The 25352-nt window shown below is 57.3% G+C and carries 21 protein-coding genes, 1 tRNA gene and 1 pseudogene; 11 read left to right on the forward strand and 12 right to left on the reverse strand.

All coding sequences use genetic code 11. The features are described 5' to 3' along the window. Window positions 1-632 precede the first annotated feature (632 nt). Complete coding sequence (locus H6G52_RS08900; RefSeq protein ID WP_099532796.1) at window positions 633-998, forward strand: VOC family protein; 366 nt, start codon at window positions 633-635, stop codon at window positions 996-998. A 356-nt stretch (window positions 999-1354) separates the two neighbouring features. Here the strand turns inward: H6G52_RS08900 and H6G52_RS08905 are convergent. Further along, window positions 1355-1426: transfer RNA gene (locus H6G52_RS08905), tRNA-Thr, on the reverse strand. Window positions 1427-1771: 345 nt separating this feature from the next. Here H6G52_RS08905 and H6G52_RS08910 point away from each other — a divergent pair. Further along, entirely contained in the window at window positions 1772-5092 is a 3321-nt protein-coding gene (locus tag H6G52_RS08910) for a DEAD/DEAH box helicase (RefSeq protein WP_190527813.1), read from the forward strand. A 185-nt stretch (window positions 5093-5277) separates the two neighbouring features. On the opposite strand, the pseudogene H6G52_RS19080 reads toward H6G52_RS08910, so the two are convergent. The 4 genes and pseudogenes from H6G52_RS19080 to H6G52_RS18905 form a co-directional block, all read right to left on the reverse strand. Beyond that, window positions 5278-5367: pseudogene (locus H6G52_RS19080) on the reverse strand (transposase); the annotation flags it as partial. Window positions 5368-5802: 435 nt separating this feature from the next. After that, window positions 5803-6279: a tellurite resistance TerB family protein gene (locus H6G52_RS08915; RefSeq protein WP_099532798.1), complete on the reverse strand. Its 477-nt coding sequence runs from the start codon at window positions 6277-6279 to the stop codon at window positions 5803-5805. Window positions 6280-6474: 195 nt separating this feature from the next. Continuing rightward, window positions 6475-7998: a signal recognition particle protein gene (gene ffh / locus H6G52_RS08920; protein WP_099532867.1), complete on the reverse strand. Its 1524-nt coding sequence runs from the start codon at window positions 7996-7998 to the stop codon at window positions 6475-6477. A 168-nt stretch (window positions 7999-8166) separates the two neighbouring features. Next, window positions 8167-8850: a phosphate-starvation-inducible PsiE family protein gene (locus H6G52_RS18905; RefSeq protein WP_305068641.1), complete on the reverse strand. Its 684-nt coding sequence runs from the start codon at window positions 8848-8850 to the stop codon at window positions 8167-8169. 236 nt (window positions 8851-9086) lie between these two features. On the opposite strand from H6G52_RS18905, the gene H6G52_RS08930 reads away from it, so the two are divergent. Next, window positions 9087-10202 carry an RluA family pseudouridine synthase gene (locus H6G52_RS08930; RefSeq protein ID WP_370567686.1) on the forward strand — a complete coding sequence of 372 codons (1116 nt, stop codon included), beginning with the start codon at window positions 9087-9089 and terminating at the stop codon, window positions 10200-10202. A 149-nt stretch (window positions 10203-10351) separates the two neighbouring features. On the opposite strand, the gene nuoK is transcribed toward H6G52_RS08930, so the two are convergent. The 4 genes from nuoK to nuoH all read right to left on the reverse strand — a co-directional run bounded on the left by nuoK (window position 10352) and on the right by nuoH (window position 13429). Further along, complete coding sequence (gene nuoK / locus H6G52_RS08935; protein WP_099532802.1) at window positions 10352-10657, reverse strand: NADH-quinone oxidoreductase subunit NuoK; 306 nt, start codon at window positions 10655-10657, stop codon at window positions 10352-10354. 129 nt (window positions 10658-10786) lie between these two features. Beyond that, complete coding sequence (locus H6G52_RS08940; RefSeq protein WP_099532803.1) at window positions 10787-11386, reverse strand: NADH-quinone oxidoreductase subunit J; 600 nt, start codon at window positions 11384-11386, stop codon at window positions 10787-10789. 98 nt (window positions 11387-11484) lie between these two features. Beyond that, window positions 11485-12084 (reverse strand): NAD(P)H-quinone oxidoreductase subunit I, encoded by a 600-nt coding sequence (gene ndhI / locus H6G52_RS08945; RefSeq protein WP_099532804.1) that lies wholly within the window; start codon window positions 12082-12084, stop codon window positions 11485-11487. Between the two features lie 226 nt (window positions 12085-12310). Further along, the gene (gene nuoH / locus H6G52_RS08950) at window positions 12311-13429 is read right to left on the reverse strand and encodes an NADH-quinone oxidoreductase subunit NuoH (protein ID WP_190527815.1); all 1119 of its coding nucleotides are present in this window, start codon (window positions 13427-13429) and stop codon (window positions 12311-12313) included. A 334-nt stretch (window positions 13430-13763) separates the two neighbouring features. Here nuoH and H6G52_RS08955 point away from each other — a divergent pair, with 334 nt between their 5' ends. Next, window positions 13764-14873 carry a RuBisCO accumulation factor 1 gene (locus H6G52_RS08955; RefSeq protein WP_190353763.1) on the forward strand — a complete coding sequence of 370 codons (1110 nt, stop codon included), beginning with the start codon at window positions 13764-13766 and terminating at the stop codon, window positions 14871-14873. A gap of 203 nt (window positions 14874-15076) precedes the next feature. Here the strand turns inward: H6G52_RS08955 and H6G52_RS08960 are convergent, their stop codons facing one another. Beyond that, window positions 15077-16096: a DUF1565 domain-containing protein gene (locus H6G52_RS08960; RefSeq protein ID WP_190527817.1), complete on the reverse strand. Its 1020-nt coding sequence runs from the start codon at window positions 16094-16096 to the stop codon at window positions 15077-15079. A 53-nt stretch (window positions 16097-16149) separates the two neighbouring features. On the opposite strand from H6G52_RS08960, the gene H6G52_RS18775 reads away from it, so the two are divergent. Next, window positions 16150-16272 (forward strand): hypothetical protein, encoded by a 123-nt coding sequence (locus H6G52_RS18775; RefSeq protein ID WP_255508510.1) that lies wholly within the window; start codon window positions 16150-16152, stop codon window positions 16270-16272. 225 nt (window positions 16273-16497) lie between these two features. On the opposite strand, the gene H6G52_RS08965 is transcribed toward H6G52_RS18775, so the two are convergent. Then, window positions 16498-17700 carry a DNA double-strand break repair nuclease NurA gene (locus H6G52_RS08965; protein ID WP_099532809.1) on the reverse strand — a complete coding sequence of 401 codons (1203 nt, stop codon included), beginning with the start codon at window positions 17698-17700 and terminating at the stop codon, window positions 16498-16500. A 146-nt stretch (window positions 17701-17846) separates the two neighbouring features. Between H6G52_RS08965 and H6G52_RS08970 the strand changes: the two genes are divergently transcribed. From H6G52_RS08970 to H6G52_RS08985, 4 genes are all read left to right on the forward strand, one after another. Further along, entirely contained in the window at window positions 17847-18755 is a 909-nt protein-coding gene (locus H6G52_RS08970; RefSeq protein WP_190527818.1) for a fructosamine kinase family protein, read from the forward strand. A 471-nt stretch (window positions 18756-19226) separates the two neighbouring features. Then, a complete protein-coding gene (locus tag H6G52_RS08975; RefSeq protein WP_099532812.1) occupies window positions 19227-20159 on the forward strand; it encodes an energy-coupling factor ABC transporter permease in 933 nt (310 codons plus the stop codon). A 68-nt stretch (window positions 20160-20227) separates the two neighbouring features. Beyond that, window positions 20228-20872: an energy-coupling factor transporter transmembrane protein EcfT gene (locus tag H6G52_RS08980; RefSeq protein WP_099532869.1), complete on the forward strand. Its 645-nt coding sequence runs from the start codon at window positions 20228-20230 to the stop codon at window positions 20870-20872. A 130-nt stretch (window positions 20873-21002) separates the two neighbouring features. Then, window positions 21003-21761 carry an energy-coupling factor ABC transporter ATP-binding protein gene (locus tag H6G52_RS08985; protein WP_190527820.1) on the forward strand — a complete coding sequence of 253 codons (759 nt, stop codon included), beginning with the start codon at window positions 21003-21005 and terminating at the stop codon, window positions 21759-21761. A gap of 40 nt (window positions 21762-21801) precedes the next feature. Here H6G52_RS08985 and H6G52_RS08990 read toward each other — a convergent pair whose 3' ends face one another. Further along, complete coding sequence (locus H6G52_RS08990; RefSeq protein WP_190527822.1) at window positions 21802-22443, reverse strand: Uma2 family endonuclease; 642 nt, start codon at window positions 22441-22443, stop codon at window positions 21802-21804. Between the two features lie 142 nt (window positions 22444-22585). Here H6G52_RS08990 and gltX point away from each other — a divergent pair, with 142 nt between their 5' ends. Both gltX and H6G52_RS09000 read left to right on the forward strand, forming a co-directional pair. Continuing rightward, window positions 22586-24034 (forward strand): glutamate--tRNA ligase, encoded by a 1449-nt coding sequence (gene gltX / locus H6G52_RS08995; protein WP_190527823.1) that lies wholly within the window; start codon window positions 22586-22588, stop codon window positions 24032-24034. A 204-nt stretch (window positions 24035-24238) separates the two neighbouring features. Next, the gene (locus H6G52_RS09000; RefSeq protein ID WP_099532818.1) at window positions 24239-25348 is read left to right on the forward strand and encodes a lipopolysaccharide assembly protein LapB; all 1110 of its coding nucleotides are present in this window, start codon (window positions 24239-24241) and stop codon (window positions 25346-25348) included. Window positions 25349-25352: the final 4 nt, after the last annotated feature.

A 25352-nucleotide genomic window follows, 5' to 3' on the forward strand; every position in this document is an offset into this window, starting at 1 on the left:
CAACAACACTGTTCCAATCCCAAGTTTCAGTCCTCAACCTCAGCCAGATCATTTCAGCCAGTTCTGGATCATGCTGGCTCATTCAGGCTGAACGATTGCGTTACTCATGGTTTTTATCAACCCAACAACAATGCTCCATTGGGCAACTGGCTTGTGGGTAACCAATGACTAATCAATCTTTGCACTCCCTGATGTCTTGCGCCGAATCCGTTACCAGTTTCCTATCAACCTTGGAGATTGTCTCTCAAAACTTCCAGCCCTTGAGGTCAATTGTCTGGTGGCTGGTTGGCTTCAGGGGAAAAAGCACAGCCCAAGAAAATTCCTCGCAGTCACTGAGTATTTTGGAGAATGATCTCATGAGCGATCGGTGCGTTGGTACGACTCACCCCATCCTAGAGCAAAATGCTAAACGGCTGTCATTCAAACCGTGATTGTGGCGGTTTGGATTTTTCAATTAATTCAGCCCCAAAGTTGCCAAATTCGCTCAATAACGTCCCTAAATTAACACCACGTCAAATTAACCTGGTGCTGATGTCATGGGCTGCTATGGAGCAGTGGCGGCCTAATTTGCGTGATGATTTGCGTGATTTCACTGAAAAAATTTCCCCTGAAAAATTGTGGGTAACAGAACGATGCAACTGAAACGCTTAGGACATGTGGCGATCTGTGTTCAGGACATTGCCAAGGCCGTGGAATTCTACAAGGACTTGGGAATGGAGGTGGCCTGGCAAGATCGAGATTGGGCCTATCTGAAGGCGGGTGAAGATGGGTTGGCGCTGCTGAGTCCGGAATATGACCAAGCGGGGCCGCACTTTGGTTTCATTTTTGACCAACGTGCTGAGATGGAAACGGCCTACGAGGAATTGCAAGCGAAGGGAGTCTATGTGACGCAGGTGCATGAACACCGGGACGGCACGGCTTCATTTTACGGTCGTGATTTGGACGGCAACTGGTTTGAGTATCTCTATGAGCCAGCGCCAGTGCCAGCGGCAGTCTAGTTCGCAGGTTGCGCGATCGTGATGGCGGCGGGGGAGATGGGCGTTGTACTGAATCTGCCCATCTCTCCCGTGTTTCTAGTTGCGTGACAGGCTTAATACATTGGGTCAAAGTTGCGGAGCCAGTCGTAGTAACAAGGGGCTTAAGCCCCTTGCTGCCTAACGATTTGGTGGCGGTAACAGCCATATAGTGGCGGTAACAGCCATATAATTTAACCCAGCGAATTAAGGCAGCTACGCTACTAGCTGCGCGATCGGGGCAGGGTTCCTCTAACTTGACAGCTCAAAGATTTGGACAGCGGCAAATTTCAGCTACTGCTTGAAAGACTCTTTAAACCTAACGCTTGCTGACATTTGAAAGCCGGTGAGGGGATTTGAACCCCTGACCGCTCGATTACGAATCGAGTGCTCTACCACTGAGCTACACCGGCTTGCCCCAAAAGGCGCTTAAAGAGTATAGCAGCATTGGCCCAAATGGCTACAAATCGCAAGAAGAATTTTTCTGGTTTCCCAGGGTGCTGGCTGCAACGGCTCTGGTGAACCGGGCGATCGCGCGGTGCTAGGGGTTGGGTCGTGGGGGTGAATTAACCCGATTGCCCGATCGCTCGATGAGACTCCCGATCGCCCGAAATGCGGCATCGGCCCCAATTTATCCGACAATTAAGCACTGCCTTTTCCGTTAACGTTTTGAACTCCCTGTTGCAGCTCAGCGGGGAGGGTTAGGCAATGGGCTGATGGCGATTTTGTTCTGTTAAGTCGGGGGTGATGAGGCGCTCATGGCGGTTTTACATGGTAGCTGGCAACTGGGAGAGCAGGCTTTGTTTCTGTGGGCAGAGGCCTGGAAACCGACGGTTGGGAAGCCGCCGACCCAGTGGCAGGTGCCGGATCACCCCCGATCGCTCTCGGCAAAGGAATTGAAAGCTTGGTTGCCCACATTGGTGGAAAGCGGTTGCTTGAAGCCGGGGGCGATCGAGCGGTTGAAGGATTGGTCTGCCAAGTGGCGGGCGATCGGGCTGCCCACATTGCGCGGCAATGGGACTCCCCTGCTGGCGGGAGCGACGGTGGAGCCAGAACAGTTTGATCGCCTGGAAATTAATCTTTGGTGGGTGGAAGGGCTTTGGGTTCCGGCGGCGCTGGTGCCTGATTTGTTGCAGGGGTTGCCCTTGGCGGCCGATGAAACGCCGATCGCGGGCGATTTGCGCTTTTGGAGCCATGCGGCCCGCTGGGGGCTGGATTTGGTGGCCCGGGCCAAGGCAGTGCCCACCCTTGCACCAACGGCGGAGGGAGTTGCCCGATCGCGCTGGCAACCGCTGTTGGAAGGGGCGGTGGATCGATCGCGCCTGGAGCACTTCACGCAACAGATGCCCAGTAGTTGCCGATTTTTCCAAACCCTGGAGCGACCGGTGGAGCAGCGGGCCACGGCCAGTAATGCCCGATCGCTCCGAGGCTCTAGCGGCCCCGTGCGGATCAGCACGTTTCAGCCCATTTCGATGCAACTACCGGCCGTGCCAGCGGCGCTGCTGTCGGACTTTTTGGGCGAAATGGTCGATGCTCGACTGCGGGCCACGGCGGCCACGCTGCCCTTGCCCGGTGAGCGGCGCGTGGGGGGACGGGGAGCGGCCCGAGGTGGCCTGACCACCGCGATCGGGTTGCCGCCCGTGGCCCGCGATTGGTTGAGCGCATTGGGCCAAGCCAATGGCACTTGCCAAAGCGCCCTGACAGAGTTGGTGCCCTTGGCGCGGAGTTTGCAAACCTGGTTAACTCCCCTGGCGATCGATCCGGCCACCATTGCCGGGTTCTGTGCGGCTTTTCGGTTGCACCCGCCCCAACCCTCGGCCGATCGCTGGTATTTGGAATATGGCCTCCAGTCGATCGACCAAGCCGGGGTTTGGATTCCAGCCCAGCAAGTGTGGCGATTCCCGGTGGAGCGGCTGCGATCGGGCGATCGGGTGGTGAATCGGCCCCAGGAAACCCTGTTGCGGGGTTTAGGGTTGGCGGCGCGCCTTTTTCCTGCCCTGGAAGCCACCTTGGATTTACCCATGCCCAGCGGCTGCGAGCTATCGGCCGTGGAAGCCTATCAATTCGTGCGGCTCTATGCCCAACGATTCCAAGACAACGGCTTGGGGGCCCTGTTGCCCGCCAGCCTACAGAATCAAACCAGTTACCGCCTGGGAGTGCGGTTGCTGGCCGGCGACCCCCTCGCCACCGATCGCCCCAACTTGGGTCTGCGCAATTTGCTGAACTTTCGCTGGGAACTGTCCTTGGGCGATCGGGCCCTCAGTGCCCAGGACTTTGAAACCCTGCTGGCGAAGACAGACCTCGACACCATGCCCCTAGTGGAAATTGGGGGCGAGTGGGTGGAACTACGGCCGCATGAAGTACGCGCTGCCCGGGACTTTTTGGCCAAGCGCCAGGGAAACCTAAACCTCACGCTAGATGAGGCCCTGCGGATCACGACCGGCGAGAACGCCACGATCGATAAGTTGCCCGTGGTGCAATTTGAATCCTCGGGCGCAGTGGCGGAGTTAATGAACGCCTTGGGCGATCGCGCGGCCATCGAACCTGTGATCACGCCCCCGAAATTCCAAGGTCAACTGCGCCCCTACCAAGAGCGCGGCGTAGCTTGGTTGTCCTTTTTGGAGCGTTGGGGTCTGGGGGCCTGTTTGGCGGACGACATGGGCTTGGGTAAAACCCCCAGCACGATCGCCTTTCTGTTGCATTTGCGCGATCGCGCGGCCCTGGTTGGGCCCGTCCTGTTGGTTTGTCCCACCTCCGTTTTGGGGAACTGGCAACGGGAATTGGCGAAATTTGCCCCCGATTTGCGTGTGTTGCTGCACCATGGCGATCGCCGCTTGAAGGGCAAGGCCCTGGCACGGGCCGCCGAAGACCTGGACGTGGTGCTGATCAGCTATTCCCTGGTGTTTCGGGATGAAATGACCCTCCAGGCCGTGCCTTGGTGTGGCATTGTGCTGGACGAAGCCCAAAACATTAAGAATGCGGAATCCAAGCAATCCCAAGCCGTGAAGCGCTTGGCGGCCGTTGCCGACGACGACAGCAGCGAGGAACCGCGTCCCGTACCCTTCCGCATTGCCCTGACCGGAACTCCCGTGGAAAACCGCCTGGCGGAACTGTGGTCAATCATGGACTTCCTGAATCCAGGCTATTTGGGAACCCAGACCTTCTTTCAGCGCCGGTTTGCCACCCCGATCGAGCGGTTTGGGGATGGCGCTTCCCTGCAAACCCTGCGATCGCTCGTTCAGCCCTTTATTTTGCGTCGCCTCAAAACCGACAAAACCATCATTCAAGATCTGCCCGAAAAGCAAGAATTCAACCTGTTCTGTGGCCTTTCCGCCAGCCAAGCGGAACGCTACCAAGCCTTGGTGGACGAAGCCCTAGCCGCGATCGAATCCAGCGAAGGGATCCAGCGAAGGGGGCAAATTTTGGCCCTGTTGGTGAAGCTGAAGCAGGTCTGCAACTACCCCGCCCTGGTGGGGGGCGAAGGGGAACCGGAACCGAGCGATCGGGCCCCGAAGCTGGTTCCCACCGAATCGCCCAAATTGCAGCGGTTGGGCGAAATGCTCGAAGAAGTGGTGGCCGAGGGCGATCGGGCCTTGATTTTCACCCAATTTGCCCGTTGGGGCCATTGGATGCAAGCCTATTTGCAACAGCATTTGGGACGGGACGTGCTGTTCCTGCATGGTGGCACTCCCCAAAAACAGCGCGACACCATGGTTGAACGCTTCCAAAACGATCCCCAATCACCGCCCATCTTTATCCTGTCTCTCAAGGCCGGCGGCACGGGCTTGAACCTGACTCGGGCTAACCACGTGTTTCACTTCGATCGCTGGTGGAATCCCGCCGTGGAAAACCAAGCAACCGATCGCGCCTTCCGGATTGGGCAAACCCGCAACGTTCAGGTTCACAAATTCATCTGCACCGGCACACTGGAAGAGAAAATTCACGACCTGCTCGAAAGCAAAAAAGTCCTCGCGGAGCAGATTGTGGGAACCGGCGAAACCTGGCTCGGAGATTTGGACACCGATGCCCTGCGGGATCTGCTGCTGCTCGATCGAGCGGCCATCATCGAAGATCGCTAAATTCCAAAATCCCAGTCAAAACGAGAGCGCCACCCATCCGGGCAGCGCTCCTGTTCAAACTTAGGGCGGGATTTATTTGTATGAATAATTCCCTGCTTGCCCGAGAGCGAAGTCTATTGGTGAAGGGTCTTTAAACAGTACGAGCTAGACCGATACTTTTTTGCTAGCAAACGCTAACAAATACATCAGTCGAGATGGTCTCTCAACCAAGGCGTATCAACCAATGCCCGCAGGAAAGTCCCACGAGCACTATTTAGATCCCGATTCATTGACCGGAGTCCAATGAAGCCAATTCCCCTTGGTTTTCGGGCTGAATAGGCTACATGCGAGTACTAGCATACATCGGCAAATGTTAGCAAACCGGTTACTGCCGATTAACCCCATTGAGCTGATACCTAACGGGGCAAAATCCCCACAGGTTGAATGAACAAGGGCCTTTATTTGGGTGACCCCTTTTTATCTGAAAACCAGTTTTCCATAAAGTGGGGTCACTGGGGAAGTTCCTCAACTTTTCTTTAAAATTCCCTGAACCGCCCTCGGGGCAACCCCTTCAGCCCAGCGAATTTCCCGAAATTCAGGCAACTGGTATCAACTTTGTCTTCATCTAAATTGCAAAAAGCCTGCCCTGAGGGAAGAGCAGGCCCGGTTCATCCAGTTTTGCTAGGCAGGGGTTGAGATGAGTTGGAAGGCTAGCTGAGGGGAACCAATCCCTAGGCTTCCTCTTCCTCCTCGTCTTCCTCAAAGTCCTCTTCATCGCTGAAGAGAGCCTCGACGATTTCGTTGGCACGCTCGTCAGAAACGCCCAGCGCCGTTTGCAACTCGTTCAAGTAGTCTTCTTCTGATTCGGGGACTTCGCCATCGGCGGCCACGATCAGAATGGCGGTGATTAGGGCAATTTCTGCCAAATCTTCATTTTGGGTGACCACTGTTAAGGCACTGCCCAGGAGGGTCTGCACATCGGAGGCTTCCGAGGCTGCAACCACTTTATCGACTATCTCGACGAGTTCGTCATCGGAATAGTCTTCAAACAGTTCAAATTCCGCTGCAACATCGGCCAGCAATTCGGCCTCGATGTCTTCGACGGACTCATCAACGATCATGGTGATTAACCCGATCGCAATGATTGCCTCTTCAGGTGTTAAATCAATCAGATCGGAATCCGCTTTCGCAGGCAGATGACGAGGCATAAAAACGTCCTAGTCTCTCAAAAGTTTGGAAATACTGAGGCGCAATCGAGCGGCTTTGGCCGGCAACCACAGCCCCAAGCTAATTTTTCTGCTTGGGGATGTCAAGCAAATTGTGAATCATCCCCGAAGGTAAGCACCGTTGGGGTTTGGTCAGTTGCAATGGGGGGCGATCGCCCTAGGCCGATCGGGCAAGGCCTAAAGATCCGAGAACCCCTTCTTTTTCTTGCCGGGCTTTTTCTTTTTCTTGGCCGCATTGGGATTGTTATAGCCTCGGAAACCCGGTGCAGGCATTTGCCCCATCGGATTACCCAGGCCCATGGGGTTACCGCCACCCATGCCGCCCATGCCACCGCCCATACCGCCAAAGGGATTCATGCCCCCAAAGGGGTTCATGCCGCCCATGCCCGGGAAGCCCATTTGCCCCGACCCCAACTGCTGCATTAGGGTGCGCATCTTTTGGAAGTCGGACACCAGGCTGCTCACGTCCTCTTCCTTGAGGCCGGAACCGCGAGCAATCCGGCGGCGGCGGCTGGGGGTGCTGGCCAACAAATCTGGGTTGCGGCGCTCTTCCAAGGTCATGGATTTAATGGCTGATTCGGCCACCTTGAGGCGGGCCTCCCCTTCCTCCAGGTGTTCGGCTTTGATTTTGCCGCCCAAACCGGGGATCAGCTTCACCATGCCTGCGAGCGATCCCATGCTCTTCATTAGGCGGGTTTGCTTCAGGAAATCGTCAAAGTCGAATTGGGCCGTGAGGATTTTTTCCTGCATCTTGACCGCATCGGACAAGTCCACGGCTTCCTGGGCTTTTTCCACCAGGGTCAGCACGTCGCCCATGCCCAAAATGCGGGAGGCCATCCGATCGGGATAGAACGGTTGCAGGGCTTCGACCTTCTCGCCGGTTCCGATGAATTTGATCGGCTGGCCAGAAATTTGCCGAATCGAAAGGGCGGCCCCACCCCGCGCGTCGCCGTCCATTTTGGTCAGGATCGCACCTGTGATCCCCACCGCATCATTAAAGGCTTTGGTCAGGTTGGCGGCTTCCTGACCGATCATGGCATCCACCACCAACAGGATTTCGTGGGGTTGCACGGTGTCTTTGATTTGCACCAGCTCGCCCATCATCGCCTCGTCGATTTGCAGGCGACCGGCGGTGTCAATCAACACGGTGTCAAAGCCTTCGGCCTTGGCTTTTTCGACCCCTTGGCGGGCAATTTCCACGGGGCTGATCTCGGCTCCCAGATCGAAAACGGGGATGTCGATTTGTTTGCCGAGGGTTTTGAGCTGGTCGATCGCGGCGGGCCGGTACACGTCGGCGGCCACCATCAGGGTCGATCGCTTCTCCTTGCGCAGGTGCAGGGCTAGCTTGGCGGTGGCGGTGGTTTTCCCGGCCCCTTGCAAGCCAGCCATCAGCACGATCGTGGGGGCCGTTTCCGCTTGGGTGAGGGGTTCGTTGCTTTCACCCATCAAAGCGGCTAGTTCGTCGTAAACCACCTTGATGAACTGCTGGCCGGGGTTCACGCCGGAAACCACTTCGGCCCCTTGGGCCCGGGTTTCCACATCGGCAATGAACTGCTTGACCACTTGCAAGTTCACGTCGGCTTCTAGCAGTGCCCGCCGCACGTCCTTGAGCGCGTCTTGGATGTTGGCACTGGAAATTTTGTCCTGGCCACGAAGTTTTTTCCAGGCGGATTCAAAGCGTTCGGCAAGAGCGTCAAACATGGGCAGGGCGCGTTCGGGTGAGTCGGGTCGATCGCGCCGGGTCGGGAAATGGGCAAGACCTGCCCCGATCGGCGCGGAGTTTTTCAGCGAGGGATTTAATGCGTATTGATGATAGCGCGGTGGGCGATCGCTCGCGGCCGGCACGACCGATCAAACGCCTCCTTAGACCTAGGGCGGCGGCGGACTGGAGGGGTCTGCGGGGCGATCGGGACGTGCATCGGGGCCCAAGTCGGGAGTCACCGGATCCGCAACCATCTGATCTACCACCATGGCGGCCGGCGCGGGGCGATCTGTGATGGGTAGGCGATCGGTTGGTTCATCTAAGAATTCATCAGGATCGTGATCGCCGGCATGATAGGGATTAATGGATGGCGGTTGCTGGTTGGCCTGTCGAATGAGCCAATAGCTGGCGGAAAGGGCCACGATGGCCAAACCCAGCCCAATTAGCTCTAGACCGTCAATTTTGGATAGATCCAGGATGATGATTTTTCGGGCGACGGCGGTAAGAGAAGTCGCCACCACCAACTCCACTTGCACCACATGTTTGCGCAAATAGGCGGTGATGTTTTCTAGAATTTCTAGGGCAATGAGGATACTGAGCAGTGAGCCAAAGATCTCTTGCAGGGATGAGTTAAAAAAGCCCAGGGGCGATCGGAATAATTGCCCAGAAAGCAACAGAATTAAATCCACTGTTGCCACGATGATCACCATGATCGTGGCTAGGGACAGGGCCCGAGAGATGATCCCTTCAATGCCATCGGCCAGTTTCAAAAATTCCCGATCGTGATAGCTGGCCCGAATCATCCAACGTACCAATCGATTGAGAGAAAAAGATTTAGCAGAACGGCGCATGGGAAATCTCAAAAAGTCAGGTTGAAAGTTAAGTTGAGCGTCAGGCTCAGTAATCGTCTGGCAATGGCTCAGAAGTTGAGTTAAATGTCAGGCTCAGTCATGACCTGGCAATCACCCAAAAATAGATTTGCAAACTGTTTGATCAACCGTTTGCAGTAGAATGCCAAGCGCGATCGCGCTGCGGAGTTGAACCATTGGGCTGCCCATCAGAATCATCATCCCCCGTTCCGAGTCCGGTGAGTGAACCTTGGACGGACGAAACAGACGAAACGGATCATCCCCTGGATTTATCGCGAAATCCAGCGCGAAATCCAGCGCGAGACTCATCGCTCGATCCGTTGCTCGATCCGTCAGTAGACCCTGGAATGGATTTCACGGAACTGGAAGCGGCGGACGAAAGCAACTTGGCGACCTATGCTTGCACAGCCGATCGCTCGGAGCGGCTCGATCGCTTCCTGGCGGCTCAGTGGCCCAATTTGTCTCGATCGCGCTTTCAAAAGCTGATTGAAGCGGGCCAAGTGCAGGTGAATGATGCGTCCTGCACCAACAAGCATGGGGAGGTGAAATCGGGCGATCGCATTGTGGTGACCATTCCGCCCGATCGGCCCCTGAGCTTGGAACCCCAGGCGATCCCGCTGGATATTTTGTATGAAGACTCGCAGGTGATTGTGATTAACAAACCGGCGGGCATGGTGGTGCATCCGGCTCCGGGGCATCCGGACGGCACGATGGTGAATGCGCTCTTGGCCCACTGCAAAACCCTGCCGGGAATGGAAATGCCGTCGATTAATGGCGTGCAGCGGCCGGGGGTGGTGCATCGGCTCGATCGGGACACGACGGGTGCAATTATGTTTGCCAAAACCGACTTGGCCAATCAACACCTACAAGCCCAGTTGCGCTACAAGGTGGCCCAACGCACCTATTTGGGGATTGTCTATGGTGCGCCTCGGGACGATCGGGGGGTGGTGGATCTGCCGATCGGGCGGCATCCGGTTGATCGCAAAAAACAGGCGATCGTCCCCGTTGAAAAGGGCGGCCGCAAGGCGATTACCCATTGGTTTATCGAAGAACGCTTGGGCAACTACACCCTAATTCGCTTTGAGCTGCAAACGGGTCGCACCCACCAAATCCGTGTCCACAGTGCCGAACTGGGCCACCCGATCGTCGGGGATCCGGTCTATGGCTCGGGCCGCAGCATTGGGGTTAATTTACCGGGGCAGGCGCTCCATGCTTGGAAACTCCGGTTTCAGCATCCCTTGAACTACGAATGGATTGATACGGAAGCGCCCTTACCGGAACATTTCCAAACGCTGCTGGAGGTGCTGCGTCGTCGATCGGGGCCGGTGTTTTAGAGTTCTGCTGAGGCCATGCTCCATACAACAACAGGGACACGACTCGATCGCGCCCCTGCTGCTTTGCAAATTTGCCAGTATTGGCAAGCCCTTGAAAATACTTGAAAATACTTGCAAATACTGACCAATCGTGACCAATTCAACTGGATTTACCACTTCAAAAGGTTGAATTGCTCCATGTCGATCGTGTCGCGGTTGCGGTAAATCGACAGGACGATCGCCAAACCCACAGCCGCTTCGGCCGCCGCGATCGTAATCACAAACACCGCGAACACCTGACCCTTGATCCCTTGGGGATCGAGATAGTTAGAAAAGGCCATCAGGTTCAAATTCACGGCGTTGAGCATCAGCTCGATCGACATCAACACCCGAATTGCGTTTCGGCTGGTGACCAGGCCAAAAATTCCGGTGCAAAATAGCGCCGCCGCTAATAGCAAAAAATATTCCAGTTGCATTGCTCGCTCCTGCTGAAAACTGCCTTGAAGTGCTGGGGCAAGGGGCTTAAGCCCCTTGTCTAGTTTGAGTGGGCAACTAGCGATCGATTAGCGATCTGTTGGCAGCCCTTGCCTGATGGGGGTGGGCAACTAGCGATCGGTGGCGGCCAATTCTTTCGGCCGCTCCGGCAACGCCAATTCCGTTTCAGTCGGTTGGCCCGTGGTGGGGTCATCCACCAGCAGATCGCGACGCGCCAGGACGATCGCCCCAATCATCGCCATCAGCAGCAACACCGAAGCCACTTCAAAGGGCAACAGATAATCGCTAAAGAAATGCTTGGCCAAGGTGACGATCGAGGATTCCACCGTTTGGAAATCCGTGGCCAACTGCCAAGGACTGGTCAGCACCACCGCCGCCAACAGGGCAAACAACCCCGCGCAAACCAGCGCCGTCACCACCTGCCGCAGCAGGGCCCCGGCCGCCGGTACGTAGTCTTCGCGCTTGTTCACGAGCATCACCCCAAACAGGATCAGCACGTTCACCGCACCCACATAGACCAGAATTTGCGCCGCCGCCACGAAATCCGCATTTAGCAGCAAATACAAACCGGCCATGCTGATGAAGGTTAGCCCCAGCAAAAAGGCCGAGTAGACGATGTTGCCAGCCAGCACCACACCCAGGGCCGAACCCAACATCATCAGGGCCAAAATTGCGAACGACCCCAGTTGTACGCTTTCGCCTAAATTCACCGTTACCTCCGCTCCGTAATTTCCCTACTTCTCAATCGCGATCGATGGACTTATCCCAAGGCTGAGGGCGCAAGCGTTGCGCCCCTACTGGATGGGTCTTACGACTCGGGCTTGTCCTTTTCCAGGGTGGCCAGAATTTCTTCCGGGCGACTGCCGGCCCGTTGGGATCCGGCGGGCAAATCGTGGGGATCAATCACCCCAGAAGGCAAGTAGGCAAACTCCCGTAGCGGCGTAACCATCGGATCGTTCGTCACCTTGTAGGGCAAGCGACCCAGGGCCACGCTGTCGAAGTTCAAATCGTGGCGATCGAAACTCGCCAGTTCGTATTCTTCCGTCATCGACAGGCAATTGGTGGGGCAATATTCCACGCAATTACCGCAGAAAATGCAAACCCCGAAATCAATGCTGTAGCTCTTCAGTTCTTTCTTCTTGGTGGCTTTATTAAATTCGTAGTCCACCACGGGCAGGTTAATTGGGCAAACCCGCACGCAAACTTCGCAGGCAATGCACTTGTCAAATTCGTAGTGAATTCGACCCCGGTAACGCTCCGAGGGCACGAGCTTTTCGTAGGGATATTGCACCGTCACGGGGCGGCGCTGCATGTGGTCGAACGTCACCGACAGGCCTTGGCCGATGTATTTGGCCGCTTGGACTGCCTCGCCAGCATAGTCGCTGACTTTCTTGAGGAAGTTCAGCATGGTGTTTGCCTCTCTGTTAACAAGATTGCGGGTAACAAACGTTGGTTCGCGTTCAGTCAGTCCAACCTTGGGGCGGGCGGCGAGCCCGCCGGATCATTTCGCTGTTGCGCGTTTTGCGGTTGCGCGGTGCTTCCCGATCGCCCCCATCCGAACCCTTCGGGGATCTCGGAACGGTTCGGGTGCAAGGGGCGAAGCAAAGCGGACGGGGCTGGGGTTTTGGGCCCCGTTAGCCGCCGAAGAAGTCCGGGAAGCTGAGTTTCAGGGCCGCCGTCAGCAGCAAGTTAGCCAGAGCGACCGGCAGCAGGAACTTCCAACCCAGGTTCAACAGTTGGTCAATCCGCACCCGGGGAACCGTCCAGCGCAGCAACACCGCCAAGAACACCAGCAGATAGGTCTTGAACAGCACCATCACGATGCCGAGGGCGGCGGCGATGATTTGCACCCAAGCGGCACTCAGATCCAAGCCCAGGGTTCCGGCCAACCATTCGATCGAGACGGGCGATTCCCAACCCCCCAGGTACAACACTGCCACCAGCAGCGCCGACAGGGTGAGGTTCACGTAAGACCCCAAATAGAACAGGGCAAATCGCATCCCGGCATATTCGGTTTGGTAGCCGGCCACCAGTTCTTCTTCTGCTTCTGGCAAGTCGAAGGGCAACCGTTCGCATTCCGCCAAGGCGGCGATCCAGAAGATCAGGAAGCCCAGCGGTTGCCGCCAGACGTTCCAACCCAGGATGCCGTAGCCCGATTGCTGATCCACGATGTCTACGGTGCTCAGGGAGTTGGACATCATCACGATCGCCAACACGGCCAAGGCCAGGGGAATTTCGTAGCTAATCGATTGGGCAGCGGCCCGCAAGCCCCCCAGCAGGGAGTACTTGTTGTTGGATGAATAGCCCGACATCAACAACCCGATCGGGGCAATGCTGGAGAGGGCAATCCACAGGAACACCCCCAACCCCAGGTCGGTGATGTTCACGTTTTGGCCAAAGGGCACAATGATGTAAGACAAAAAGACGGGAACCACCACCAGCGCCGGCCCGATCGTGAACAGCCAAGGATCCGCCTTGGCCGGCACGATGTCTTCTTTAAATAGCAATTTCAGACCATCGGCGGCCGGTTGCAACACGCCGAGGGGCCCCGCATATTCGGGACCAATCCGCTGTTGGGCAGCGGCGGAAATTTTCCGTTCAAGCCACACGACGACGAGCACGCCGACGGTGGCAGTAATCAGCATCAGGAGCAGCGGCAGCGGAATCCACACGGCGCGGGCGAAATCGCCAGGCAGTCCGAAGTCGGCGAGCGCTTGCACGAAGCTGCTTTGGAGGTCGATTCCTTGGTTCATAGCTTCAGCGCGATGAGCGGGTCTGGAGGAAAGCCGGGCCGCGCGATCGCGGCAAGCCAGTGGGGGAAATTGAGCCAAAATTTCCAAGAGAAATTGCTCAAAATCACCCGAAATACGCTAGTGATAGAGGCTAGGCATAGATGTTCAGCGGGCTTTCCGTGCCTAGTATATCGTTGTACGAGAACGGGCCCCGTCTTCGATCGGCTGGGGCTGATTGGTTCTGCTGATACGCCCGATTGGCCTAGCATGGGCATCAGCGCGATCGCCCTGTCCATGGCCGCCCGACGCTCGCCACCTGGCCCATAGGGCCAGGTTTGTCTTGTAGGTTTCCAGAATGACTGATTCGTTTCATCGCAACCCCTCCCAACCCTTTCAAGCGGCCAAGGCAGGCCTGGCTCCAGAGGAGGTTGATCGCCTGTTGTTGCAACTGCGGCGCAAGGAAGGATCGTGGGTCGAGTGGGGCCAAGCCTGCCAAAAGCTGCAACAAAGCGGCCTGGGGCCCCAAAAAATCTTTGAAGACACGGGCTTTGAGCCAATCCAACAAAACCAAGTGATTGTCGGATCCCAGGTTTACCAAACCCTGCTGAAACTGGATGCGCCGGAGCCGGTGCAAGAGCACTTTGGGCGCAAGGGCAGCGACATTCTGTATGAAATGCGGGTTTTGTCCGAAGACGATCGCCTTTCGACGGCGGCCCTGGTAGTGGAGCGGGGGTTGGATTTTGATGAGGCCCGCGAGGTGGTGAAAGCCTTCAAGGAATTGACCTACCTGAAACAGCAGCCGGAAGGATTTGCGGAATTGCCGGGGGATGCGCTGGCCTGGCAATGTTGGAGATCGGCCCGGCAGCAAACGGATCTGCAAAGTCGATCGCGCCTGATTGCCAAGGGGTTGCGGTTTGCCCAAACGCCGGAAGCCCGGGCCCAACTGGAAAAGCTGTTGATGGACTTCACGGTGGTGGCTCCCAAGAGTGCCCCCCGAATGCCGGTTTATCGGATTGATTCCGACGAAGAAGAGCCGCGCCTGCTGGCGGTGGCGGGCCAGTTGCCAATGCCCGTGGCGGCCTTGCGAGCCGTGCCCCTGATTGAGTCGGAAGGGCCCTTCGGCATGGTGCGGTTTTCGGGTGAGGGGGCTTGGGTGGCGCTGCCCAATTGGCAGGTGTTGCGCAATGCCGAAGACCCGATCGCCCTGTTGGCCTTGCCAGAACAGTTGCCGGCCGCCCTACCGGACGATCGCCCGGAATCAGTGATGCTGGTGATCGATCGAGCCGATCGCACCTGGCGGGATGATGCCTTTTTTGCGGTGGCTGATGGTGACGAGAACTTAGCCTTTGAATGGTTTGACGCGGAACCCGAGCGATCGCTCCTGGGTAAGCTGATTCTCGTCTTGCGGCCCAAGAAGGGTCTCGATCAGGACTACGCCAAAGAACTCTGGCAAGTGGATGAGTAGCGGTTTTTAGCAACGACTCATTTTGTTCAGTTGTTTCACAAAGACACGCCACAAGAATTCACGCAAAAAGTCCGTAGCCAGCCTCAACAGCCATGCTACGGACTCAGTTCGGTGTAAGGAAGCAACGAAAGCGAATGCTAAGTGCAGACCCCCTGAGCACAGAACGCTGATATTCAGTGCATTAACGGTCTTGCCGCGATCGCCTAGAGGCCAAAGACACGACTACGGCCCATTTGGTTGCCGATCGAGCTGAAGGCGTTCCCCGTGGCGTTATTCACCGCAAAGCGACCATTCCCCATAATTCGGTTGTTGCCCGGAGCCGCGCTGGTTCCCAGATCGGGGCGAGCGCGCAAAATCGCCACAATGCCGTCCCGCCCGTTGTTCTCGATCGAGTTATTGCGCAACACCGGCCGCGCTTGGTCAGAAATCACCACGCCATCCTGGTTATTGACGATCGTGTTGTTCACCACCAACGGATTGGCCGTTCCCCCAATCGCCAGGCCAAAGCCCGTTGCTTGGAACCAGCTATCACGAATTTCCCCACCGGCCGCCCGCGTCAGCGCAATGCCATTCCCCTTGTTCTCATGGAACAGGCAGTTTTGAATCGTCGGCGCAGCGTTCCCGGTCACAAAAATGCCATCGCGGTGATTGCCCTTAAACACACTGCGGCGAATCACTGGGTTGGCAGACTCCACCCAAACGCCCGTGCCGCGCGTGTTGCCATTGGTGACGGTGATGCCACTCAGCACAGTATTGCGTTGCACCCGCACCGCTGCGTTCTGGCGAGCAAAGCTGGGGCTAATGAAGCTACCGCCCCCTTGAATGACCGTGTTTTTGCCCTCGGCAGCTTCGTCACCCCGCAGAGTCACCCCTTCCGGAACCATCAGCGGAAACGTTTCACCCGTGGCGGCGCTATAGGTTCCCGGGGCCAACTGCACCACATCACCCGGCTGAGCTTGGCTGAGGGCGTAGGCGATGGTGCGGAAGGGGGCCCGCTGGCTACCGCTGGGGGCCGTGTCCGTGCCCATGGCAGGGTTCACATGCAAGATGCGGGCATTGCTGGGCAGGGTGCTGGCGATCGGCTCGGGGCCGGCGGCTCGCACCGCTTCAGCGGCCATCAGCGGAGTTGCAACACCTTGCACCATCGGCAGAGCCAACAGCAGAGCCAGAATGGTTTGAGCCGAACGGGATTGGTAGATACCTTGGGGGCGCAGCATAGCCATAGGTCGTCTCTGATGGGGGTGTGAAAGGAGCGATTGGATTTGAATCTCGTCTCTTGGGTTCAGATTCCCTGAGCAATTGCCAAATTCCGGAAGCCCTTGGCCAGTGGTGCGATCGCCACAGTTCCCCTATTCCACTCGCCCAATTGGCGCGGCGATCGATCCCCGTGCCAGCGTGATTGGGCAATCCCGTCCCCGCCCGATCGCCCGGCCCCTTCAAAAAATGCCCCAAGCGGTTCCGGATTTTCCCTGGCAATCCAGAAAGATGAGGGTTAATCAACAAATCGCCAAATCCAGAAATCGCCAAGTCTAGAGATCGCCAAATCCAGAACGCCAGAGAGATTAATTGATCGATGGCCAAGGAGCGACAGCCTTGGATCATTCTTGGATCGCTCTTGGATTCCTCAGGCGATGCTGTTGCGTTTGCGGGCTTCTTTGTAGGAAGTGCCAATGTTGCTGAGGCCGGCCTTCACCATTTCCCGCTCCAGCAACGAGAAAAACCGGCTGCGATCGCTCCCACGCACCACCGCCTGGTTGTGGGCCTCGGCCAGGGCGATCGGGTAACCATAGCCCTTTTGTACTTGACTGAGAATCAAACTCAAGGACTGGTTCAACAAGGCGCGATCGGTCGCCACCCACTCCGGCATTTCGACCCGCGCCACCTCAGTTCCCACATGCAGGTAACAGAAATAGATTCGGTGGCGGCCATAGTCCTCCAGTACACGAGCATTCGATCGCCACAGGGGCCCTCGCTCACCCGACTCCAGCAACACCGACCAGAGGGCCGCATCCCGCAGCGGTTTCAGCCGGTTGCAAGGGGCCTCATCAGCTCGCCCAGGACAGTGGGTTTTGCAATCGGGCGTGATTTGGTTGCAGGTTTTGAGCCGAAAAAAGTTAGCCGCCTCGCCACTGCGGGGAGCGCTTAGATAGCTGACCAGGGGAATGCCCGATAACCGCAACCGTTCCCAGGCGGCCAAGATCGGCGGCAAAATCCGATCGACTGCTGTGCTCGGCATTCGATCGAGAAACCAATAGATCAGCGAGCCATCCACCATGGCCAGCGTGGGCGGTGCGTCCTTGCTGTTGCCAGTGGTGATGCTGTGGGCTAAGTCTGTGCCCAAATCCGCCAGGGCTTCCGCCTCGGCCACGGTGCGCCGATGGCCCATCCAATCTTCGGTGCTGATTCCCCACTGGCGGGAAATGTAGAGGTCTTCGGGTTTGTAAAAAATTTCCGGCAAACTATCCAGCATGGGATAGCGCTTTTGGCCGTAGTGCAGGGCCACGCGCCCGGTGTTGATCAAATAGCAGTAGGCGATTTCGTGGTGGCTGGGGGCAATTTGGGAACCATCGGTGGCGATCAAGCTGTGGGCGATCGGGGCGGAGCCAATGGGTTCGCGCTTGTCCAAGGGTTCGATCGGCTCGGCCGCCACAAACTCCAGGCGATCGCGCCATTGGTGAAGCTGCCCCACCCAATAGTCCTGTTCCGGTTGCACTTGAGCCAGCAATTCTTGGGCGATCGTCAACCGTTGGCGCGCCGCCCGCGACTCCTGGGTGAGCTGTTGGCCCATGCCCTGCATTTGTTTTGAAAGCTTTACCAGATCCAGCACAGCCCGCTCTCAATTTCGTTTGAATGCTATTGATTTGAATGCTATTTAAACAATGGTTGAATCCCGCAAGAATTGCAAATTACAAATCAAGCGACGCACTACAAATTGGGTCATTAAAAATTGAGTCATTAAATTAGGTCATTGTGATGGAAAACCTGTCAGCACTATGGTCAACGATCGCCCGAGCCATTCGGGAACAGGGCGGTGGTTCAGCGGAGTCGCCCACGGCCCGATCGGTCGGTGGCGGTTGCATTAACCAAACCTATCGCCTGAGTTTTGGCGACGCTGCCAACGCTCCCGTTTACTTTGTCAAGCTGAATCAGGCCAGCGGTCTGGAAATGTTCGCGGCCGAGGCCGCAGCCCTCCGAGACCTAGCCGCCGCCCAAGCCATAAAAGTGCCCCAACCCCTCTGCTATGGCCAAGCGGGCGATCGCGCCTATTTGGTTTTGGAGTGGCTGGAGTTGGGCCGTGGCAACCATGAAGCCTGGGCCCAATTGGGGCGAAATTTAGCGCAGTTGCACCGTTGGCAGCCGGCCTCCGGTCAGCGGGCTTTTGGGTGGTGGCGAGGCAACACGATCGGCTCCACCCCCCAACCCAACGATTGGGCCGATGATTGGGTCACCTTTTGGACAGAGCGGCGCATTGGGTTTCAGTTGCAGTTGGCTCAGCGGCGTGGCGGCCATTTCCCCGAGGCCGATCGCCTGTTGGCCGCCATTCCCAGCTTGCTGAAGGGACATCGGCCCCAACCCGCCCTGCTCCATGGGGATTTGTGGTCGGGTAATGCGGCGGTGATGGTGGATGGCACACCCGTGATCTTTGACCCGGCAACCTATTGGGGCGATCGGGAGGCAGATTTGGCCATGACTGAATTATTTGGCGGCTTTCCCAACAGCTTTTATCAAGGTTATGGTGAAGTGAATCCCCTGGAATCAGGTTATGAAATCCGCAAAGACCTTTACAATCTTTACCATATCTTGAATCACTTTAATCTATTTGGCGGCGGCTATGGTAGCCAAGCCAATGGGATGATTCATCGGCTTTTAAAAGATTGTTAATTCTTGAGGGGTTTGAAAAATCTGGGCCATGATAGGGATGCAATCCATCACTATGGATCAGTGGCAATCCTCAAGCGGCATTGCGAACAAATCTAAACCCAGATCACTTCACGCTAGGTAACCCCAATCAAGGCTCAATCACGACTTGATCAAGACTCAATGCATTGAATTGAGCATCCTCCCAACGCTTCATTTTTCGAGCAGAAGGATAATTTCGCTGAGAAATCAATAGCGAGAATCAATCGGTTCAGTCAGGAAAAATTGAATTGGCAGATGGTTTTTGACCGATTTCTGCATCGCTCTGAAAAGCCAATTGAGCAAGTTTGGAAGATGGGTATTTGAGAACTCCAAGGGCAGCAACCCCACCACTTCATCGGGCGATTCATATCCCCTCGGTAGGGATTGTTTTTTGGGGCTGAACTTGTTTTTTTGGAATGGCAATCTGTTGTGTGATTAACGCTGGCTGGTTTCATGCATATTCCTGACGGTTTTGTTTCAGTGCCCGTGGCAACGGTCACATCGGCGGCCACAATCGGGGCGATCGCCCTATCCCTGGCGCGAACCCGATCGACCTATGGCCTCAAACAGGGGCCAATTTTGGGGCTAACCACAGCCTTCGTCTTTGCAGCTCAGATGGTGAACTTCCCCGTCGCTGGCGGCACAAGCGGCCACCTGCTGGGGGGAACGCTAGCAGCCGTGTTGATGGGTAACCCCTGGGCGGGAACCCTCTCGATCGCCACAGTCCTGCTGATTCAGGCGGTGTTGTTTGCCGATGGCGGCATCACGGCCCTGGGAGCCAACATTCTGAATATGGCCGTCTTTGGGGTCTGGACGGGCTGGATTTTGACCCAGGTGATTCAGCGCCTACTCGGGGGATCCCAGCGACGGTTACCGCTCGCGGCCGGAATTGCAGCGGGGTTGAGTGTGGTGGTGGCGGCGATCGCCTGTGCGATCGAGCTGGTGTTATCCGGGACGGCGGCCTTTCAGCTCGCCGTGCCCGCCATGGCCGGAGTCCATATCCTGATTGGCTTGGGCGAAGGGATCATCACCGCTGGTGTCATTGGCTATTTGACCAAGGCTCGCCCCGACCTGCTGCCGGGAGCCAAGCCGCGTTTGGAACAGTGGCAAGGGCCGGTGATCGGCGTGCTGTTGGTGGCGGGGGTACTGTCTTTGTTGGCATCTTCCTGGCCCGATGGCTTGGAAAAGGTGGCAGAAGATTTGGGCTTTATTCGGCTGGCGGAAGAGGTGCGAATTACCGTGCCTACACCCTTTGCGGACTATGGCATTGAAGGCTTAGGGCCCTTGGGCACGACCATTACGGGGTTATTGGGCAGTGTGGTTTCCTTTGGTGCAGCCTTCGGGATCGCCAAGTTGGTGCAACCCAAGCGAGCTGAAGAGTCGTGATTGAAATCAGCCTGAATGCCAATCGCCAATCAACATGGGGTTCGGAGCGATCGACTCCGGGCCCGGCCCTGGTGGTGTTGCGGTTGCGGTTGGCTCTGATTTGGGTATTGGGGGCTGCTTGCTTGCGGGTGGGTGCTTGGGCCCCGTTGGCGGTCTATGGCAGTTTGGCGATCGCCTGGGTTTGCTGGTTGCGGGTTCCGGCGCGATCGCTCCTGGGCCTGTTGGGAGCGGAACTGGTGTTTCTGAGCCTGGCGGCCTTGCCCCACGGTTGGGAACGGGCCAGCTTCCTGATGGCGCGATCGCTGGTTTGCCTGTTGCTGATGAATGGGGTGTTGTTGACCCTGCCGCCCCATAGTTTGGCGATCGCCTTGAAAAGTTTGCCGCTGCCGGCCGCTTTGCGAGAAACGGCCCTCTTGGCGGGGCAATACCTGGAAATTGTGATCGACGAGGTGCAACGGATGCAGCGGGCGGCCGCCTGTCGGGGGCTGTCGGGGCCGGGCAGTTGGTTGCGCTATGTCAGCGCCGCCACCATCGGCTCTCTGTATTTGCGCAGTCTCGATCGCGCTGAGCGGGTCTACGCGGCCATGGTGGTTCGGGGCTATGGGGGAGCCTTGCCCCTATTGCACCCCAGCCCGCCACACCATCGCTGGTGGTTGTGGGGGGCGGCGGTGGGGGCTGCTGGTCTGGCGATTGGCTCCTACGGTTTCGAGTAGGGATTTTGGCGCAGGTTTGCCCCCCTTTGGGACGATGCCAACGGGTGCTGGTTTGGCGCTGTCGCCCTAATCCCTTTAAGGTTGAGCAAGCAGGAATAAAGTTCGATCGCATGGCCGCCGCAACAGTTTCATGACCCTTTTTTCTAAATGCGAGCTTGATCGCGCTGAAGTGTCGGCCGCCGTTTTGGTGCAAGATTTGCACTTTGCCTATCCCCAACAGCCGCCGGTTTTGCAGGGAATTTCCTTTGCTTTGGAGCCGGGCGATCGGGTGGCCCTGTTGGGGCCCACCGGTTGTGGCAAAAGCACCCTCTTGGAGCAACTGATTGGCCTGAAGCAACCGAGCCGAGGCGCTGTGTGGATTGGGGAAACCCGGGTGGAGCCGCGCACCTTGCCCACCATTCGCCGCCGCTTGGGCTTTTGTTTCCAAGATGCCAACGACCAATTGTTTATGCCGACCATCTTGGAAGATGTGATGTTTGGGCCGCTGAACTATGGCATCCCGATCGCCCAGGCCAAAAACCAAGCCAGGGAACTCCTAGCCCGTTTTGATCTGTTGGCCTTTGAGGGGCGATCGGCCCATGAACTTTCGGGGGGTCAGCGGCGGTTGGCGGCCTTGGCGGCCGTGCTGGCCCTGGAGCCGGCCATTTTGGTGTTGGATGAGCCAACCACGGGCCTCGATCCTCGGTGGCGACGATCGCTCGCTCAGGTTTTGGAAACCTTGCCCATTCAATCGCTGATTGTGGCTTCCCATGACTTGCAATGGATTGGCAAAACCACCCATCGAGCTTTGATTTTGTCCCATGGGCGGATCCGAGAAGATCGACCTACGGCGGAATTATTGGGCGATCGGGCGCTGTTGGAATCCTACGATTTACCGCTGGATTATTAGCAAAATTCTTGGCGCAATGGCGAGCAACCAATATCTCGAATTATGCGGATGATTCTGCTGGGTTGCCAAACAGATCCGACAGGGTGATCGATTCGTCGGGAAAGGCCAAGCAAGCGGCGCGATCGGCAGCGGTGAGAGTGAATTTGGTTTGATAGCCCTCGGAACTCGGATCGCGATAGACCTCGAGTTTTTCGTGCTCCAAATCCACCAACCAAAACTCGCCAATGCCCGATCGTGCGTAGAGCGGCCCTTTGACCTCGCGATCAGATTTCAGCGTGCTATCCGCCACTTCAATCAGCAGTAGAACTTCGGCAGTTGTGGGCGATCGATCCTCGTAGAAATTCTCCGTTTCTTGCAAAAGCATCAGATCCGGCTGAGGCTGCGAATCACCTAGGACAACGGAATTCTGCACACTGACGATCGCCCGATTTTGGATCAAGGCACAGAACTTACGAGTCAGGCGACTAACACAAGCCTGGTGACGAAATCCAATGGGCGACATTTTGACAATGATTCCTTCAATGAGTTCCGTGCGAGCGTCCGGCGCGAGCGCACCGGCCTCATAAATTCGCTGGTATTCCGTCACCGTGAAACGATAGGGCTGACTAAGGGCGATCGACTGGGGTGGTTCTGGCTGAATGGGTTGAATTGCCGGTTCGATGGGCGTGCAAACTTGGGTCATGGGGTTGATCCTCAGATCGAACACCTTTCCAAACTATCGCAATCGATCGAGCCAGGGCAGTCACCCGATCGCCCCCCGTCAGGGCCGCAACCCGCTACAATCAAAGCCGCTTTATGACAATCCTTTAGCCCCCAACACCATCGTGTCCGTTCGCGTTCGCCTCGCTCCTAGCCCCACCGGAAATCTCCACATCGGCACGGCCCGCACCGCCGTTTTTAACTGGCTTTATGCTCGTCGCACGGGTGGCACCTTTGTGCTGCGGATTGAAGACACCGACACCGAGCGATCGCGCCCCGAATTTGAAGCCAACATCCTCGAAGGCCTGCAATGGCTGGGCATGAACTGGGATGAAGGCCCGTTCTACCAGTCCAAGCGCAATGAGTTTTACAAGCAAGCGATTCAAACTCTGCTCGACAAGGGCTTGGCCTACCGCTGCTACACCACCCCGGAAGAACTGGAGCAACTGCGCGAGGGTCAAAAAGCCCGCAACGAAGCGCCCCGCTACGACAACCGCCACCGCAACCTGACCCCTGAGCAGGAAGCCGCCTTCATCGCCGAAGGTCGCCAGCCGGTGATTCGATTCAAAATTGACGACAAGCGGACGATCGCCTGGAATGATCGGGTGCGCGGCACGGTGACGTGGAAAGGCTTTGACCTGGGTGGCGACATGGTGGTGGCCCGCGCGGCTGGCACTAATGATGTGGGGCAACCGCTCTATAACCTGGCCGTGGTGGTCGATGACATTGATATGCAAATCACCCACGTGATCCGGGGTGAAGACCACATCGCCAACACCGCCAAGCAAATTTTGCTCTACGAAGCCCTGGGCGCAACGGTTCCCGAATTTGCCCACACGCCGCTGATCCTGAACCGGGAAGGGCGCAAGCTCTCGAAGCGGGACGGGGCCACTTCGGTCTCGGAATTCCGCAATATGGGCTATCTGTCCGAGGCGATCGCCAACTACATGACCCTGCTGGGCTGGGCCCCGCCGGAGGGGATGGATGAGGTGTTTTCGCTGGAGCAAGCGGCGGCCCAATTTGAGATCGATCGCGTCAACAAGGCGGGCGCGAAGTTCGATTGGGACAAGCTGAACTGGCTGAACGCCCAATATCTGCACAAGATGCCGCCAGCCGAGCTGCTCGATCGCCTAATTCCCTACTGGCAAGGCGCGGGCTACAGCTTCGACCCCGTAGCCGATCGCCCCTGGTTGGAGGCTTTGGCGGGTCTGCTGGCCACGGCGATCGTCCGGTTGGATCAAGCGCCTGAGGCGGCCAAGCTGTTCTTTAGCGAAACGGTGGACTATACCGACGAAGCCAAGGCACAACTGGCCCAGTCCGGCGGCGCGGAGATTTTGGCGGCGCTGGCGGCCGGCTTGAGCGACCAGCCCTTGGATCACGACGCGGCCATGGCACTGATTAATCAGGTGGTGAAGTCCACGGGCACGAAGAAGGGCCAGGTGATGCGGACTCTGCGGGCCACCTTGATGGGGGCAATGCAGGGGCCGGAGATGGTTCCCACTTGGCAGATCCTGAACCAACGCGGGTTCGATCGCGCCCGGATTGCGGCGGGCCAGGCGATCGCCCAAGGGTAGATCCCAGCAGGATGGCAAGGGGCTGAAGCCCCTTGTCTTTGGTTGCCTGTCCACAGATGGGATGGCCCCGCAAGCCCTAAGATCTTCAGCAAGAGATTTTTGGCAATAAATCTTTGGCAAGAGATCTTCAGCAATAAATCTTTGGCAAGAGATCTCCTGCAACGCTTCCACTCGCTCGATCGCACAAGGATCGAAACCGCAACTATGGCCATTCAATCCCTGTTTCAACCCCGCCACCGTCGGCTGATTGGGCGATCGCTGGGGTTACTGGTTTGGTTCGGGGCGATCGGGCTGGCCCCCGAGTTAGCCCAAGCCAGTCCCCTCACCCTGGCCCAAGTCAGCAACAGCAGCAATAATCCCCAACTTCAGGATCTGATCGAGCGGGGCGAGCAGTTTGTGCAGCGGCGCGATTGGGAATCGGCCCTGGTGATCTATGAACGGGCGGCCCAGCTCGATCGAGACAACGCCCGCATCTATTCCGGCATTGGCTATGTGCAAGCCATGCGCGGCAACTTCGCAGAAGCGGCCCGGGCCTATCAACAGGCAACGGTACTTGATCCGCGTAATGCTGAATTTTTCTATGCCCTTGGGTTCAGCTTCGCCAACACGAACGACCTGGAACCAGCCTTAGCCGCCTACTACCGTGCGGTGCAGTTGGATGAGCGCCACCTGAATGCCCATTTGGGGCTGGGAGCCGTGCTCTATCGCCAGGCCAACTACAGCGGCGCACTGCAAGCCTACCGTCAAGTTCTGAATCTGGATCCCCGGAATGCGACCGCCCAGGAGTTTGTGGGGCTAACTCTACTGAAGACCGGCGAAGTGCAACAGGCGATCGCGGCGTTGCAAGCGGCCCAAAAGCTGAACCCCCGCCGCGACAGCACCTATGTTTCGCTCGGGGTGGCCTGGTTGGCGGCCGGCAACAGCACGGAGGCCACGGCGGCTTTTGCCCAGGCAGCTCGACTGAATCCACGAAATCCGACCGTTCATCTGCAAATTGGCAAAATTCTGCGGGAACAGGGCGATATTCCTGGAGCGCTCGCCGCCTATCAACGGGCGGTGTCGGCCGATGGCGATTCCTACGATGCCCAAGAGGCTCTGGCGGATCTGAGTTTGGAATCGGGCGATGTGCTGGTGGCGATTATTGGCTACCGGCGACTGGTGGAGTTGCAGCCCAACACGGGCATGGCTCACTTCAAATTAGGTCGCGCGTTGGCCAAGCAAGGGCGAAATTTTGAGGCCCGGGAAGCGTTCGATCGCGCGGCCGCCTTGGGGGTTCCCGATGCGATCGCCGCCCGTGATGCTCTGCCCAAGTGATGGG

Origin of the sequence: Limnothrix sp. FACHB-881 (assembly GCF_014698135.1) — a bacterium.
Taxonomy (GTDB): Bacteria; Cyanobacteriota; Cyanobacteriia; order CACIAM-69d; family CACIAM-69d; genus CACIAM-69d.

Excerpts from the sequence above, each read along its gene's own strand:
- H6G52_RS08900 (WP_099532796.1), top strand. The coding sequence starts at position 633 with ATGCAACTGAAACGCTTAGGACATGTGGCGATCTGTGTTCAGGACATT.
- H6G52_RS08910 (WP_190527813.1), top strand. The coding sequence starts at position 1,772 with ATGGCGGTTTTACATGGTAGCTGGCAACTGGGAGAGCAGGCTTTGTTT.
- H6G52_RS08915 (WP_099532798.1), bottom strand. The coding sequence starts at position 6,279 with ATGCCTCGTCATCTGCCTGCGAAAGCGGATTCCGATCTGATTGATTTA.
- ffh (WP_099532867.1), bottom strand. The coding sequence starts at position 7,998 with ATGTTTGACGCTCTTGCCGAACGCTTTGAATCCGCCTGGAAAAAACTT.
- H6G52_RS18905 (WP_305068641.1), bottom strand. The coding sequence starts at position 8,850 with ATGCGCCGTTCTGCTAAATCTTTTTCTCTCAATCGATTGGTACGTTGG.
- nuoK (WP_099532802.1), bottom strand. The coding sequence starts at position 10,657 with ATGCAACTGGAATATTTTTTGCTATTAGCGGCGGCGCTATTTTGCACC.
- ndhI (WP_099532804.1), bottom strand. The coding sequence starts at position 12,084 with ATGCTGAACTTCCTCAAGAAAGTCAGCGACTATGCTGGCGAGGCAGTC.
- nuoH (WP_190527815.1), bottom strand. The coding sequence starts at position 13,429 with ATGAACCAAGGAATCGACCTCCAAAGCAGCTTCGTGCAAGCGCTCGCC.
- H6G52_RS08955 (WP_190353763.1), top strand. The coding sequence starts at position 13,764 with ATGACTGATTCGTTTCATCGCAACCCCTCCCAACCCTTTCAAGCGGCC.
- H6G52_RS08960 (WP_190527817.1), bottom strand. The coding sequence starts at position 16,096 with ATGGCTATGCTGCGCCCCCAAGGTATCTACCAATCCCGTTCGGCTCAA.
- H6G52_RS08970 (WP_190527818.1), top strand. The coding sequence starts at position 17,847 with ATGGAAAACCTGTCAGCACTATGGTCAACGATCGCCCGAGCCATTCGG.
- H6G52_RS08975 (WP_099532812.1), top strand. The coding sequence starts at position 19,227 with ATGCATATTCCTGACGGTTTTGTTTCAGTGCCCGTGGCAACGGTCACA.
- H6G52_RS08985 (WP_190527820.1), top strand. The coding sequence starts at position 21,003 with ATGACCCTTTTTTCTAAATGCGAGCTTGATCGCGCTGAAGTGTCGGCC.
- H6G52_RS08990 (WP_190527822.1), bottom strand. The coding sequence starts at position 22,443 with ATGACCCAAGTTTGCACGCCCATCGAACCGGCAATTCAACCCATTCAG.
- H6G52_RS09000 (WP_099532818.1), top strand. The coding sequence starts at position 24,239 with ATGGCCATTCAATCCCTGTTTCAACCCCGCCACCGTCGGCTGATTGGG.